General features: G+C 64.0%; 15 protein-coding genes. 7 read left to right on the forward strand and 8 right to left on the reverse strand.

The window, feature by feature from the left end; genetic code table 11:
* The first annotated feature begins 160 nt into the window (after positions 1-160).
* The 3 genes from AC2FNA_RS05010 (at position 161) to AC2FNA_RS05020 (ending at position 2,134) form a co-directional block, all read left to right on the forward strand.
* On the forward strand, positions 161-568 hold the full coding sequence (locus tag AC2FNA_RS05010; protein ID WP_496824946.1) for a PaaI family thioesterase: 408 nt from the start codon (positions 161-163) through the stop codon (positions 566-568).
* A gap of 62 nt (positions 569-630) precedes the next feature.
* A complete protein-coding gene (locus AC2FNA_RS05015) occupies positions 631-1,293 on the forward strand; it encodes a DNA-3-methyladenine glycosylase I (protein WP_496824948.1) in 663 nt (220 codons plus the stop codon).
* Between the two features lie 157 nt (positions 1,294-1,450).
* On the forward strand, positions 1,451-2,134 hold the full coding sequence (locus tag AC2FNA_RS05020) for a hypothetical protein (protein ID WP_496824950.1): 684 nt from the start codon (positions 1,451-1,453) through the stop codon (positions 2,132-2,134).
* A 67-nt stretch (positions 2,135-2,201) separates the two neighbouring features.
* Here the strand turns inward: AC2FNA_RS05020 and AC2FNA_RS05025 are convergent, their stop codons facing one another.
* The 5 genes from AC2FNA_RS05025 to AC2FNA_RS05045 all read right to left on the reverse strand — a co-directional run bounded on the left by AC2FNA_RS05025 (position 2,202) and on the right by AC2FNA_RS05045 (position 5,476).
* On the reverse strand, positions 2,202-2,609 hold the full coding sequence (locus tag AC2FNA_RS05025) for a c-type cytochrome (RefSeq protein WP_496824952.1): 408 nt from the start codon (positions 2,607-2,609) through the stop codon (positions 2,202-2,204).
* Positions 2,610-2,623: 14 nt separating this feature from the next.
* Positions 2,624-3,016, reverse strand: coding sequence for a c-type cytochrome (locus tag AC2FNA_RS05030; protein WP_496824954.1), 393 nt, complete (start codon positions 3,014-3,016; stop codon positions 2,624-2,626).
* 25 nt (positions 3,017-3,041) lie between these two features.
* Entirely contained in the window at positions 3,042-3,425 is a 384-nt protein-coding gene (locus tag AC2FNA_RS05035) for a c-type cytochrome (RefSeq protein ID WP_496824956.1), read from the reverse strand.
* Between the two features lie 85 nt (positions 3,426-3,510).
* A complete protein-coding gene (locus AC2FNA_RS05040) occupies positions 3,511-4,197 on the reverse strand; it encodes an ABC transporter ATP-binding protein (RefSeq protein ID WP_496824958.1) in 687 nt (228 codons plus the stop codon).
* Complete coding sequence (locus AC2FNA_RS05045) at positions 4,190-5,476, reverse strand: lipoprotein-releasing ABC transporter permease subunit (protein WP_496824959.1); 1,287 nt, start codon at positions 5,474-5,476, stop codon at positions 4,190-4,192. Before AC2FNA_RS05045 ends, AC2FNA_RS05040 begins: the two co-directional genes overlap by 8 nt.
* A 268-nt stretch (positions 5,477-5,744) precedes the next feature.
* Here AC2FNA_RS05045 and AC2FNA_RS05050 point away from each other — a divergent pair, with 268 nt between their 5' ends.
* Positions 5,745-6,104 (forward strand): hypothetical protein, encoded by a 360-nt coding sequence (locus tag AC2FNA_RS05050; RefSeq protein ID WP_496824961.1) that lies wholly within the window; start codon positions 5,745-5,747, stop codon positions 6,102-6,104.
* Between the two features lie 4 nt (positions 6,105-6,108).
* Here the strand turns inward: AC2FNA_RS05050 and proS are convergent, their stop codons facing one another.
* Both proS and AC2FNA_RS05060 read right to left on the reverse strand, forming a co-directional pair.
* Positions 6,109-7,503 (reverse strand): proline--tRNA ligase, encoded by a 1,395-nt coding sequence (proS, locus tag AC2FNA_RS05055; protein ID WP_496824963.1) that lies wholly within the window; start codon positions 7,501-7,503, stop codon positions 6,109-6,111.
* Between the two features lie 303 nt (positions 7,504-7,806).
* The gene (locus AC2FNA_RS05060) at positions 7,807-8,622 is read right to left on the reverse strand and encodes a helix-turn-helix transcriptional regulator (RefSeq protein WP_496824965.1); all 816 of its coding nucleotides are present in this window, start codon (positions 8,620-8,622) and stop codon (positions 7,807-7,809) included.
* Between the two features lie 169 nt (positions 8,623-8,791).
* On the opposite strand from AC2FNA_RS05060, the gene AC2FNA_RS05065 reads away from it, so the two are divergent.
* From AC2FNA_RS05065 to AC2FNA_RS05075, 3 genes are read left to right on the forward strand one after another with little or no spacing between them, the layout of a single operon-like run.
* Entirely contained in the window at positions 8,792-9,859 is a 1,068-nt protein-coding gene (locus tag AC2FNA_RS05065; RefSeq protein ID WP_496824967.1) for an AI-2E family transporter, read from the forward strand.
* The gene (locus AC2FNA_RS05070; protein ID WP_496824969.1) at positions 9,860-10,549 is read left to right on the forward strand and encodes a P-loop NTPase family protein; all 690 of its coding nucleotides are present in this window, start codon (positions 9,860-9,862) and stop codon (positions 10,547-10,549) included.
* A gap of 49 nt (positions 10,550-10,598) precedes the next feature.
* Positions 10,599-12,143 (forward strand): Ppx/GppA family phosphatase, encoded by a 1,545-nt coding sequence (locus AC2FNA_RS05075; RefSeq protein WP_496824971.1) that lies wholly within the window; start codon positions 10,599-10,601, stop codon positions 12,141-12,143.
* A gap of 287 nt (positions 12,144-12,430) precedes the next feature.
* On the opposite strand, the gene AC2FNA_RS05080 is transcribed toward AC2FNA_RS05075, so the two are convergent.
* On the reverse strand, positions 12,431-13,024 hold the full coding sequence (locus AC2FNA_RS05080; protein WP_496824973.1) for a GNAT family N-acetyltransferase: 594 nt from the start codon (positions 13,022-13,024) through the stop codon (positions 12,431-12,433).
* Between the last annotated feature and the right edge of the window lie 206 nt (positions 13,025-13,230).

The following is a 13,230-nucleotide window of genomic DNA, read 5'->3' on the forward strand; positions in this document are numbered from 1 at the left end:
AATAATCATCACCTCGCCCCGCCTTGTCGAGCATTTTTTTTGCCATGCGAGCGACGGGCCAGATCGAGACGCAGCACAAGGCCCTTGGCGGCGGGCGCTCTGTCTGCCTATCCTCGCCCGATCTGCGGGTCTCGGCCCGCTCCAAAAGGAGACGCGCCCCATGTTGACCCCGGACACCGCCCAGACCTTGCTCAGCGAGCATTTTGCCGATTGGGTTCAGGCCTTGGCGCCCGAGGTGCTGGCCATCGACCGCGAACATGCGCTGGTTCGGATGCCGCTGGGGCCGCATCTGGCGCGCACAGGCGGCATCGTCTCGGGTCAGGCGCTGGCGGCGCTGGCCGATACCAGCATGGTGCTGGCCGCGATCGCGCAAGAGGACGAGTTGCGCCTGTTTGCCACCACCGACCTGCACACCCAGTTCCTGCGCCCCGGCGTTGGCCGGGCGATCCTGTGCCGGGCCCAGGTCGTGCGCGCGGGCAAGGCGCTGGTCTTTACCCGCGCCGACATGCACGAGGAAGACAGCGGCAAGCTGGTCGCAACCGCCACCGCAACCTTCTACGCGCCGTGACACGGGCGCCTTGCCCAACCTTGGGCAGAGTGGCACCATGCCCCCGATCACGGAGGTGAGACATGCACCATTTTGACGAGATCTTCGGCCTTGCCGCCGCCCGTCATGGCGGCAAAGCGGCGCTGGAGGCCAAGCTGACCCGGCCCAAACCCCCAGCCGAACTGACCGCCATACCCGAGGACCGCTGGCTGTCGGTGATTACCAAATGCGTATTTCAGGCCGGTTTCAACTGGAAGGTGATCGAGGCGAAATGGGACGGGTTCGAGGCCGCCTTTGACGGGTTCGACATCGGCCGCTGCGCCCTGATGGATGACGAGAAATTCGACGCCCTGTTGCAGGACACCCGCATCGTGCGCAACGGCATAAAAATCACCTCCGTGCGTGACAACGCGGCCTTTCTCCTGGAATTGCGGGACGAAGGCGGCGCCGGTCGGGTGCTGGGCGGCTGGCCGTCAACCGACTATGTGGGCCTTCTCGACCTGCTCAAGCGCCGGGGCAGCCGGTTGGGCGGCACCACCGCGCAATATGCGATGCGTTTTGCCGGGCGCGACAGTTTCATCCTGTCGCGCGATGTTACCGCCCGGTTGATCGCCGAAGGAGTTGTGGACAAGGCGCCCACCTCGAAAAAGGCGATGACGCAGGTCCAGGCCGCCTTCAACACCTGGATGGACCAATCCGGCCGTTCGCTGACCGAAATCAGCCGCGTGCTGGCGATGAGCCTTTGAGGCCACCGCGCGACATTTCCCTTGCCCGACCCGCGGGCGCTTGGCTAGCGTCCGGGACAGGGCCGGACGGCATCGTCCCCGCCCTTTCACCCCTGCGCGCGGCGGGACCGTGCAAGGGTGATCCAGTTCTTTCCCGAACCGCAAGAGGCCCGCACGCATGATCCTCCGCCTGTTCTGCCTGCTGCTGCTGGTTGCCGCCTGCGGCCGTCCGCTGACCGAGGCCGAGCGCGCCTTTGCCACCCGCCTGCACGGCGACGCGCTCGATATCTCGCGGGTGCGCCTCGTCGAGGGCGCGCCGGTGGGCGCGGTGACCTTTCACCGCAAGCCGCGTCCGCGCGTGACCTGCCGCGAACGGATCCTGCCGCCGCAGAAGGAAGAGATCGTCACGGTCAAACCCGCTGCCGTAACCTTGTTCCACAAGGTCTATTTTGCGCGCGACTGGTATCTGGATGACTACATGCCGGACTATCCCGGTCGGGTGAACCTGATTGCCGCGATGCTGCTGGCACATGAGCTGACCCATGTCTGGCAATGGCAGAACCGGCGCGCCACCGGTTATCACCCACTGCGGGCGGCGGCGGAACATGGGGCCAGCGACGATCCCTATCTGTTCGACCTGCGCGAAGCACCCGATTTCCTGAGCTACGGCTACGAGCAGCAGGGCGCCATCGTCGAGGAATATGTCTGTTGCAGGGCGCTGGCCCCCGAAGCGCCGCGCACGCGTCGGCTGCATGACATGCTGGCGGCGGTGATGCCAGTGAGCGCCCTGCCGCAGTCGGGTCGAGAAAGCGACGTGCTGCTGCCCTGGCGCGATGCGGAGCTGAACGGGATCTGCGACTGACCTCGCAACGGAGCGCCAGAGAAGAAAATTCGTCGAATTTTCTTCGCCACCGCCTCAGTCGCGCGGATTACCCCGCCTCGGACACCTGGATACTTTCCAGATAGGCCAGCAACGCCGCCAGTGGCCGCGGCGTCGGCGTCATGACCCCGTCGATCTCGACCGGAACCAGTTCACCCTCGAGGAGGGCGCCAAAGGCCGGCATGATCTCTGCCGACACCTTGCCCCGCCCGTAGCCATCAATCTTGGTCAGGATCTCGGCCCGGGGAAAGTCTCCATCCCGCCGTTCCGCGATCCGGGTCAGGTCTGGCGCCTCGCCACCGCCAGACAATTCCGCTCCCTGCCCGCGATAATCGTGACAGGCCACGCAATTTGCGGCAAAGACCTGTTCGCCTTCCGCGGGGCCGGGCATGGCGTCGATCCGGGCACAGGCCGCAATCACAGCCAATATCAGAGCGGTTGCGGATATGGCGCGCATGGCCTGTCTCCCATTCATTTCTCTTGCAGCGTCGCGATATAGGCCAGCAGATCGACAATCGGCTGGCTGGTCAAGATCGGCTGACCGGTTTCCGACCTAATAGCCACGTCGCGCCCTTCGAAATAGGGGCCGTAGACCGGCATAGGGCTGCCATGGCTGACCAGCGGGTCTCGCCCGTCGATGCGTCGTACTATTCGTACGATAGGCAGCTCTCCATCCTCGGACAGACGCGTCAGATCCGCCGGGCTGATCACCAGAACGCCCGCCATCGGTCCGTGCCCGGTGGCCTCGATCCCGTGGCAGGTCGCGCAATGGTGGCGGTAGAGTTGCTCTCCCTCGGTCACATCCTGCGCCAAGGCGGGTGCGGCGAGGGTCGAGATCAGCAGGGCAGGCAGAAACGGCTTCATCAGGGTCTCCTCCAGTTTGCGCGCCTCAGGGCGTTTGCAGCGTTTCGACATATGCGGTCAGATCTACTATTGCGCGCGGTGCTGCGATGACATTTCCATCAGTTGTGGTAACGGCGACCGTCTCGCCGTCGAACAAAGGCCCGAATTCTGGCATCGCGCCCAGATGCCCCTTGCCGGGATAGCCATGGATCGTGGCCATCACGGACGCCGCCGGAAACCGCCCGCCATGCGCGTCTGCAAGGCCACGCAAATCTGCGGGCGGCACCGGCAAGCGCGACGCTTCGGGTCCGTCCCCGGCGCCGGTCGGCCCATGGCAAGCCGCGCAATGCCGGGCATAGAGCCGCGCACCACCCGATCCTTCGGGGGCGCATGCAGCGAGCAGGAGCAAGGCCGGTAACAGAAGGCGCATGTTCAACGGACCACTATGATTACCCTGCCAGCCTGCCCCGGCGCGACACCCGGCGCCATGATCCAAATCAACGTGTGGCGCCGCCTCAGCCTTCGGCCGACAATCGCCCTTCGGTCAGGCGCACCACCCGGTCCATGCGCGCGGCGAGTTCCAGGTTATGAGTAGCGATCAGCGCCGACAGGCCGGTGCCGCGCACCAGTTCGACCAGCGCGTCAAACACCTGCTCCGAGGTTGCGGGGTCGAGGTTGCCGGTCGGCTCATCCGCGAGCAACAGGCGCGGCGCATTGGCCAGCGCCCGGCAGAACGCCACACGCTGCTGCTCTCCCCCCGACAGCGCCGCCGGGCGATGATCCGCGCGCCCTTCCACCCCGACGCGGGACAAAAGCTCGCGCGCGCGCGCCTCAGCCTGACGTTCACTCTCGCCATTGGCCAGCTGCGGCAGCACCACGTTTTCCAGCGCGGTGAATTCGGGCAGCAGATGGTGGAATTGATAAACAAAGCCCACGTCCCGCCGCCGCATCCCGGTGCGGGCGCGGTCGCCGCGCCCGGTCATGTCCTGTCCGGCGATCTGAACCTGACCCGCATCGGGCACGTCCAAAAGGCCCGCGATATGCAGAAGCGTCGACTTGCCCGCCCCCGAGGGCGCGACCAGCGCCACCATCTCTCCCTGCCCGACGCTCAGATCGACGCCGCGCAGCACGCGCACCTCGCCAGGTGTCCCCCTCAGATAGGTCTTTTCGATACCGCTCAGGCGCAATGTCGGCTCACTCATAGCGCAGCGCCTCCACCGGGTTCAGCCGCGCCGCGCGGCGGGCTGGAAAATAGGTCACGACACAGGAGAGGCCCAGCGACAGACCCGCCGCCTTGAGCACGTCAGCCAGCCGCAGTTCCGCCGGCAGCGCATAGATGCCGCGAATGGCCGGGTCCCAGACGCCGCCACCCATCACGAAATTCACGAAAGAGAAGATCGGGTCGATATAAATGGCAAAGAGGCAGCCCAGCACCACGCCCATCAGCGTGCCCAGGATGCCGGTAAAGGCGCCGCAGATGAAGAACACGCGCAGGATGGACCCCTCGCTCAGGCCGATGGTGCGCAGGATGCCGATATCGCGGCCCTTGTTCTTGACCAGCATGATCAGGCCCGAGACGATGTTCATGGTGGCGATCAGCACGAGGATCGACAGGATGATGAACATCACGTTGTCCTCGACCTCGAGCGCGCGCAGGAAACCGCCCGAGGCGTCCTGCCAGGTCCAGACCTGGGCGCCATCCCCGGCGGCACTAAGGATCGGGATCAGCACCCGGTCCAGCCGCTCGGGCTCGCTCACCATCACCTCGATCTCGTCGGCCACGCCTTCACGGTTGAAATAGGCCTGCGCCTCGGCAAAGGGCATGTAGGCGCGGGTGCGGTCGATATCATAACGCCCGGCCGAGAACACATAGACAACCTCATAGGCGTTCACCCGGGGCGAGGTGCCCATCGGCGTGCGGGCACCGTTGGGCGAGATCAGCTTGATCCGGTCGCCCACGGTAACCCCCAACTCGCGCGCCACGCCCGAGCCCAGCGCGATCCCCTGATCGAAGCGGGACAGGTCGCCATAAGAGCGGTCGGTATTCACGATGCCGGGCAGCGCGGCCAGATCGGCCGCAGCGATCCCGAACACCTCGACACCTGCGTTGCGGTTCTGGGCAGAGGCCATCACCTGCCCCTTGACCAGCGGCGCGGCGCGGGTCACGCCCGCGACCCCGGCGACCCGGACGGCCATCTCGGCATAGTTGGGGATGGTCCGGTCGATGCGGCCATTGGCGTCGATTTCGCCGGGATTATAGACCGTGACATGGGCGTTGGCGCCCAGGATGGTGCCCACGAAATCGGACCGGAAGCCCGAGCGCACCGCCAGCGTCGCGATCAGCGCGAACACCGCCAGCGTGATGCCGATCAGGCTGATCCATGTCATCACACTGACCCCGCCCTCGGCCCGGCGGGCACGCAGGTATCGCCAGGCGATCTTCCATTCAAATGCGGCAAAGGGGGCCGGTTGTCTGGCCATTTGTGGCTCCTGCTCGGGTTTGGCGCGGAGAGTGCGTTGCCCGCGCGGCGCGGTCAACCTCTGGCGACAGGCGCTTGTGCCGCGCAGCGAAGCGCCGCCCAGCCGCCGCATCGTTTCGTGGGTGGAAACAGTAAGGCGGTTCCACACTGTTTCGCCACCGAAATACCCAAAGTTTTAACCAAAATTACCACAAGGCTCCGTCAGGTTTTGTCTCGTCAACCAACGTCTGCCAGCATCGCAACACTGGGGCATATGAGCTGAGGTGATCATGACCATGACACGACCGATGTCACCGTCCACCAAGACCGCGCCGCAACCGGCAAGTTTCGACTGTGAAACCGCAGCCTTGCTGCGGGCGGTCATGTTGCCCCTGTTCCACGGCTCTGCAACCTGGGCCGAACTGATCGAGGCGATGCAACGGCGCGGCTATGGCCTTGCCTTTCGCGGCGGGGCCTTCTGCGTCATCGAGCGCGCCAGCGGCCAGCGCCTGTGCGGTTTGCGCTTTCTCGGGCTGGCGATGGAGGATCTGGTGACCCGCATGGGGCGGCCCTGCGTTCTGGCCCGTCCCGGCGCCTGTGCGGATGGCGATCTGCTGAGCCACCCGCCAACCCGGTCACCGGTTCACTGACCCGTCACAGCCAGGTGTGAAACGACCGCCCCGCCATCGGTTCCTCGCGGGACAGATGAGGGTGGTGCGGTGCATAGATGTCCGCCACTTTCTTCACCGCCTCTTCGGGGCTCAGCTCGACGCTTTCGCCGGTCTTGCGGCTGGTCAGCTCCACCACCCCATTCTTAAGCCCGCGCGGGCCCACGGTGATCCGCCACGGCAGACCGATCAGGTCCATGGTGGCGAACTTGCCCCCTGCCCGTTCGTTGCGGTCGTCATAGAGCGGTTCCAGACCGAGCGCTGTGAGCGCATCATAAAGCTTGTCGCAGGCCGCATCCGCCTCGTCGTCACCCTGCTTCAGGTTCACGATACCGCAATGGAAAGGCGTCACGCCCTCGGGCCAGATGATGCCCTTGTCGTCATGGCTGGCCTCGATGATGGCGCCGATCAGGCGGCTGACACCGATCCCGTGGCTGCCCATATGCACCGGCACCGGCTTGCCGTCGGGGCCTTGCACGGTGGCGCCCATCGGCTCAGAATACTTGGTGCCGAAATAGAAGATCTGCCCCACTTCGATGCCGCGCGCGCTGCGGCGGCGCTCCTCGGGGATCTGGTTGAACACCGCCTCGTCATGGGTCTCATCCGTGCGGGCGTAGAGCGAGGTGAACTCCTCCATCACCGCGCGGCACTGATCGACACTGTCATAGTCGATCTCGCGTTCGCCCAGGCGGATGTCGGTCACCTTGCTGTCATAGAAGACCTCGCTCTCGCCGGTTTCGGCCAGCACCAGGAATTCATGGGTGTCGTCGCCGCCGATCGGGCCAGAGTCGGCGCGCATCGGGATCGCCTGAAGGCCCATCCGCTCGTATGTGCGGATATAGCTGACCAGATGGCGGTTATAGGCGTGCAACGCGTCCTCTTTGGTGAGGTCGAAGTTATAGCCGTCCTTCATCAGGAACTCGCGGCCGCGCATGACGCCGAAACGTGGGCGGATCTCGTCGCGGAACTTCCACTGGATGTGGTAGAGCGTCAGCGGCAGGTCCTTGTAGCTGCTGACATGGCCGCGGAAGATGTCGGTGATCAGCTCTTCGTTGGTGGGGCCGAACAGCATGTCGCGCCCGTGCCGGTCGGTGATGCGCAGCATCTCCTGGCCGTAATCGTCATACCGGCCCGATTCGCGCCACAGGTCGGCCGATTGCAGGGTCGGCATCAGCATCGGGATATGACCGGCGCGGATCTGTTCCTCGTGCACGATGTTTTCCAGCTTGCGCAGCACCTTGAACCCCAGCGGCAGCCAGGAATAGATGCCGGCCTGGGCCTGCCGGATCATGCCGGCGCGCAGCATCAGGCGGTGACTGACAATCTGGGCCTCGGCGGGGTTTTCCTTCAATACGGGCAGAAAATATCGCGACAGGCGCATCGTGCTGGGTCTTTCATGAGTTTGGCGTTTGCAAGCGGTCTATGACATCGACGTGCAACAGGCAATCGCCCAGGCGCGGTTTCGCTGCGAGGATGAACCGGTCAGAGCGCGAAAGATAGCGCACCGACCCTTGGGGAAGGGTCGGTGCAGGTCGCTCCACCGGCTAATCGGCCGGTGCCCCGAGCGGGTGTTCTAGATTGCCCGCGCGGCACAATTTCCGCGTGGGCACCCGCAGTCGAAGATTCACTCACGGAGCCGTGATACCCTGCCCCGAGCATCCACCGCTGGCCAGTGCGGGAATCCTCAACCCCTGGTCTCGACCACGTCCGAGGTAACAAAGATCAGGTTGAGAAAAGCCGCCTTTGCCACCGCCTGTGCGGTGGTTTCCACCCCAAGCGCGTCGCGCGCCTTGCGCAGGTGTTTCTCGATGGCGCTGACCGACAGGCCGGTCAGGACCTGGATATCCTGCATGGTCTTGCCATCCGCGACCCATTCCAGCAATTCGCGCTGCCGTTGGTTCAGACAGGCACTGCGCACTGGCAGCGGCAATTGCGAGAATTTCAGATGCGCCATGTTGCAGATCGCCAGCACCCGCGCCGAGATCTCGGGCCAGCGGGCATCCAGTGCCTCCTGGCTTTCATGCGTATGCGCGGCCAACCCCATGGCGCCCTTGTAGCGGCGCCCACCCTCGGCGAAACTGATCGAGATACCCGCCCGCCTGCGCCGGGCCTGCATGGAATCCATGGCCGCGCACTCGCTGTCCGACAGGCGCCCGGCGGCGCGTTCTTGCGCGACCCATCCCCATGACACCGCGCCGACATTCTCCAGCACCCAGCGATATTCCGCCGTCCGCAGGTAACGTCCGGTTTCGTGATGCGCCCGCACCCGTTCGGGGGAATGGGTGCTGCGGATATAGACGTCATGCGGATCGCCGATGCTTGCCCCCGAAAGCCCGCGTGTCAGGGCGTAGTTGACACGCTCGAATCCAAAAGGCGCCATCGCGTCGACCAACAGGGTCCAGACCGTTTCGGTCTCGGTCGCCTCGGCCATCCGGTTGAGGAGGTCGAGCACCCCGGACGCGGGCAAGCCGCCGTTCTTTGAATTGTTCTGTACGGCCACGGATGTTCCTTTGTATCTTTGCCCGCCTACCGTTGACAGGTTGCCAGAGGGCGCGATGCAAGTGCGGAAATCCTCATCCTTGCAACCCACAGGCCAAGGCAGCGCTTGCAAGCCCAGACACCATAAGCCAAAACCGAAGCATGAGTGAAATCTTCGCGCCGGAGGCCGCATGGCTCTGCCCGTAAAGGATCAACTGCGTTACTGGGGTGTTGCAACGGTGGTCTTTGTCGCCGTGCTCTACCTGCTGGGCGACGTGCTGCTGCCGTTTGTGATCGGTGGTGCGATTGCCTATTTCGTCGATCCGGTGGCCGACCGGCTGGAGCGTCTGGGCCTGTCGCGCTCGGCGGCCACCGCGGTGATCACGGTCGCCTCGGTGCTTCTGTTCGTGCTGATGGTGCTGATGGTGGTGCCGGCATTGATCGCGCAGATGATCGACCTCATCAATGTGCTGCCGCAACTGTTCCAGGACCTGCGCAGCTTTGTCAGCACCCATTTCCCCTCGGTGCTGGATCGCGAATCGAACGCGCATCAGATGATCGCCTCGGTGATGGAAACGCTGAAGTCGCGCTCGGGCGACCTGCTCAAGACCCTGGCCGGTTCGGTCGGCTCGGCCATCAACGTGGTGCTGCTGTTGGTGATCGTGCCGGTGGTTGCGGTCTATCTGTTGCTCGACTGGGACCGGATGATCGCGCGCATCGACCAATTGCTGCCGCTCGATCATGCACCGGTGATCCGGCGTCTGGCCGGAGAGATCGACGCTGTGCTGGCCTCTTTCGTGCGCGGCATGGGCACGGTCTGTCTGATCCTCGGAACCTATTATGCGGTGGCGCTGATGATCGTCGGCCTGCAATTCGGGCTGGTGGTCGGGCTGATCGCCGGGCTGGTGACCTTCATCCCCTATCTTGGGGCGCTGATCGGGGGTGCACTGGCCATCGGGCTGGCGCTGTTCCAATTCTGGGGCGACTGGCTGTCGATCGGGCTGGTGGCGGCAATCTTTGCCTTGGGTCAGGTGGTGGAAGGCAACCTGTTGACCCCGAAGCTGGTAGGGAGTTCGGTCGGGCTGCATCCGGTCTGGCTGTTGCTTGCATTGTCGGTCTTTGGCGCGCTGTTCGGCTTTGTCGGCATGCTGATCGCGGTGCCCGTCGCGGCGGCGCTGGGGGTGCTTGCGCGTTTCGCCACGGGACAGTATCTGGGCAGCCGCCTCTATCGGGGCCTCACCGGACAGGACGACGACTGAATGGCCCGACAACTCAGCTTCGACCTCCCCGCGATGACCGCGCTGGGACGCGAGGATTTTTTCGTCTCGCCCGCCAATGCGCTGGCGGTGGCGATGATTTCCGCACAGGTCTGGCCCGGCGGCAAGCTGGTGCTGACCGGCCCGGCGGGCGCGGGCAAGACCCACCTGGCCCATGTTTGGGCCGCCGAGACCGGCGGGCGTATCATCGCCGCAACCCACCTGGCCGAGGCCGATATTCCCGAGTTGGCATCCGGCCCCGTCGCGGTGGAGGATGTGCCGCTGCTGGCAGGCGACGATGCGCGTCAGGCACTGCTCTTTCATCTGCACAACCTGACCTTGGCCAATGGCCATCCACTGCTGCTGACCGGACAGCAGGCGCCCGGATTCTGGGGCCTGGCCCTGCCTGACCTGCAAAGCCGGATCGAGGGTGCACAGCATGTGGCGCTAGACCCGCCGGACGACGCCTTGCTGGGCGCTGTACTGGCCAAACTGTTCGTCGATCGGCAACTCAGCCCCGGCCCCGAGGTGATCTCGTATCTGGTGAAACACATGGACCGCAGCTTCGAGGCTGCCGCCCGTACCGTCGAGGCGCTGGACCGCGTCGCGCTGGCCGAAAAGCGCGACATCACCCGTGCCCTGGCCGTTCGGCTGCTGAACGACCAGCCCGGTGCGGCCGGACACCGCAATTGACCCCAATGCCTCAATCCCGCATTCTGCCCACGCGAAGACAGGGGGCCGCATGAACCTGCAAACGGAAACATCCGTCCCGGACTGGGGGCCCTTCGGCAGACCACTTTTCGACGATCCCGGCGTCCGGGCGCTGTCGCGGATCGGCGTGGTGGATGTCGGCTCGAACTCGGTCCGCATGGTGGTGTTCGATGGGGCCGCGCGTTCGCCCGCCTATTTCTACAACGAAAAGATCATGTGCGCCCTGGGGGCCGGCCTTGCCGAGACCGGGCGGTTGAACCCCGAAGGCCGGGTGCGGGCGCTGGCCGCGCTACGCCGGTTCCAGCATCTGGCCGACGACCTGGACCTGCCGCCCCTGCGGGTAGTGGCTACCGCTGCCGTCCGCGAGGCCGCGGATGGCGCCGATTTCTGCGCCGAGGTAAAGCGCGAGACCGGCCTTGTGATCCAGGTGATCGACGGTGAAGAAGAGGCGCGGCTGTCGGCGCAAGGCGTACTGCTGGGCTGGCCCGGCGCCTATGGGCTGATCTGCGATATCGGCGGCGCCTCGATGGAACTGGCCGAAATCGGCAGCGGCAAGGTGGGACGCCGCCTGACCTCGCCGCTCGGGCCGCTGAAACTGCGCGACGTGCCAGGCGGTCGCCGGGGCCGCAAGGCACATATCAAACAGGTGATGAACGACCTGCGCGCCCAGCTTGGCCCCCAGCGCGACCGCCTGTTCCTGGTCGGTGGCAGCTGGCGCGCCATCGCACGTGTCGACATGCTGCGGCGGAACTATCCTCTCAAGGTGCTGCACGAATACCGCATGACTGTGCGCGACGTGCATGAAACCGCCCGCTATATTGAGCGGGCCGACCTGGACAAACTGCGCAGCAAGGCCGGCGTATCCGCCTCGCGCATGGCGCTAGTGCCCTTTGCGATCGACGTGCTGGCCCGGCTGATCCGCGAGTTCAAGCCCAAGGATATCGCCATCTCGTCATACGGGATCCGCGAGGGGCTGCTTTATGAACAGATGCCGCAGCGGCTGCGCGACCGTGACCCGCTGATCGAGGCCTGCTATTTCGCGGAATCCAAGGACGCCCGCCTGCCCGGTTTCGGCAAGCAGCTCTTTGAATTCGTGATGCCGCTGTTCAAATCCGCCCCCCGCCCGCGGGTACGGCTGATCAAGGCCGCCTGCCTGCTGCATGATGTCAGTTGGCGCGCCCATCCCGACTACCGCGCCGAAGTCTGTTTCGACAACGTGACCCGCGCCAACCTGGGCGGGCTCAAGCATTCCGAACGGGTCTTTATCGGCCTTGCCCTTCAACACCGCTATCGCAACAAGCGCGAGGGCAACCGGTTCGACCCGATATATGACCTGCTGGACGAGAAGAGCCAGACCCAGGCCGAGATCCTGGGCAAGGCAATGCGCTTTGGCGCCATGCTCTGGCTGAAACGCGACGCGCGGATGGGGCGGCTGACCTGGTACCCCAAGAAGCGCAAACTGGAACTGCACCTGCCGCAAGAGGCCGCACCCTTGTTCAGCGAAGTGGCCGAGGCCCGGTTCCAATCGCTGGTCTCGGCGCTGGGGGCCACGTCCGAGGTGTTGATCGAGGAGTGAGGGCGCGCGACAGTGCGGCAATCGCCCCGGTTTGTGGCAAGCTGCCGCTTGGGGGAAGGCGCCATTCATCATGCGTTTCGATCAAGCACGCGCGCTCTGCTGGCGGTCAAAAACGTGACAAAACCAAAGCGAGTATTGCCATGGGTTTGTGACACGAGGTTTTTCAACAGTAGTAGTTGAGTGGTCTCGTGTGACAAAAACGACCGTTTTTGGCTGGGAGGTTTTGTCAGAGGGTTATTGGTACGTGCCTTGATTGAGGTTGCAGGGATTCCCTGACAGGCACGGAATCACTTCAAGGGCTTTTCCATCAGCAGCCAGTCTTTCGCCGTCGTTTTCCAACCCCTCCTTACGACCGGTTCTGAGGCTGTCGTCTCGAAACCCCTCCGCTCATAAAACTGGATTGCCTGCAAGTTAGTGTCGATCACCAACAAGCTGATCCGCGACTTTCCGTTGGACCTTCCTAGACGTTCGGCAACATTCATCAACTGCGACGCGATACCCTGGCCTTGGAAATCCGGAGCGGTCGCGATGCCATGCAAATACCAACTCCCTTTGGCTTTGGTGAATAGCGTGATGAGGGGTCTTAGCAGTTCATCCATCCCAGGAACATGCGGATTGGGTGCGTCCGCCATAGGATAGGAAATCAGCACAGCGCCGATCTTACCGTCAAAATCGGCAACGATAGTTTGTCTCTCTGCAATGAATGCTTCTTGAGCGCGCCGACCGAAATCGTCGGCAGTTTCATCCTCGTTGGCCAGCCGAGACCAGAGATGTTCGACAAAGCCAGGAACGGTTGCCCTAGCAAGCGGCAGGACTTCCGGGAGGTCACCGGACACGGCGAGTCTGAATGGTTGTTCGAGTTCTACATCAATGTGGGTCATCGAACTCCGGCATCCTGAATGGCGATCGCTCTTCAGAGCACATCAACATAATAGCAAGAGCAGCCATACCTGCAAATACCGGCCCAAAATGACTGCCTTCTGCATTGATGGATTGGCCAAAACTCATAGGTTTCTGTCACCGGCAATAACCACCGTTTATGGCGAAAACGTTATGGCGGTAGTTTTTGGGAAGTTCACAATGAAGG

It is taken from the genome of Ruegeria sp. YKSD163 (assembly GCF_059612905.1).

What these genes read in the sequence shown, in the direction of transcription:
- AC2FNA_RS05010 (WP_496824946.1), top strand. Translation starts at nt 161, where the DNA reads ATGTTGACCCCGGACACCGCCCAGACCTTGCTCAGCGAGCATTTTGCC.
- AC2FNA_RS05015 (WP_496824948.1), top strand. Translation starts at nt 631, where the DNA reads ATGCACCATTTTGACGAGATCTTCGGCCTTGCCGCCGCCCGTCATGGC.
- AC2FNA_RS05020 (WP_496824950.1), top strand. Translation starts at nt 1,451, where the DNA reads ATGATCCTCCGCCTGTTCTGCCTGCTGCTGCTGGTTGCCGCCTGCGGC.
- AC2FNA_RS05025 (WP_496824952.1), bottom strand. Translation starts at nt 2,609, where the DNA reads ATGCGCGCCATATCCGCAACCGCTCTGATATTGGCTGTGATTGCGGCC.
- AC2FNA_RS05030 (WP_496824954.1), bottom strand. Translation starts at nt 3,016, where the DNA reads ATGAAGCCGTTTCTGCCTGCCCTGCTGATCTCGACCCTCGCCGCACCC.
- AC2FNA_RS05035 (WP_496824956.1), bottom strand. Translation starts at nt 3,425, where the DNA reads ATGCGCCTTCTGTTACCGGCCTTGCTCCTGCTCGCTGCATGCGCCCCC.
- AC2FNA_RS05040 (WP_496824958.1), bottom strand. Translation starts at nt 4,197, where the DNA reads ATGAGTGAGCCGACATTGCGCCTGAGCGGTATCGAAAAGACCTATCTG.
- AC2FNA_RS05045 (WP_496824959.1), bottom strand. Translation starts at nt 5,476, where the DNA reads ATGGCCAGACAACCGGCCCCCTTTGCCGCATTTGAATGGAAGATCGCC.
- AC2FNA_RS05050 (WP_496824961.1), top strand. Translation starts at nt 5,745, where the DNA reads ATGACCATGACACGACCGATGTCACCGTCCACCAAGACCGCGCCGCAA.
- proS (WP_496824963.1), bottom strand. Translation starts at nt 7,503, where the DNA reads ATGCGCCTGTCGCGATATTTTCTGCCCGTATTGAAGGAAAACCCCGCC.
- AC2FNA_RS05065 (WP_496824967.1), top strand. Translation starts at nt 8,792, where the DNA reads ATGGCTCTGCCCGTAAAGGATCAACTGCGTTACTGGGGTGTTGCAACG.
- AC2FNA_RS05070 (WP_496824969.1), top strand. Translation starts at nt 9,860, where the DNA reads ATGGCCCGACAACTCAGCTTCGACCTCCCCGCGATGACCGCGCTGGGA.
- AC2FNA_RS05075 (WP_496824971.1), top strand. Translation starts at nt 10,599, where the DNA reads ATGAACCTGCAAACGGAAACATCCGTCCCGGACTGGGGGCCCTTCGGC.
- AC2FNA_RS05080 (WP_496824973.1), bottom strand. Translation starts at nt 13,024, where the DNA reads ATGACCCACATTGATGTAGAACTCGAACAACCATTCAGACTCGCCGTG.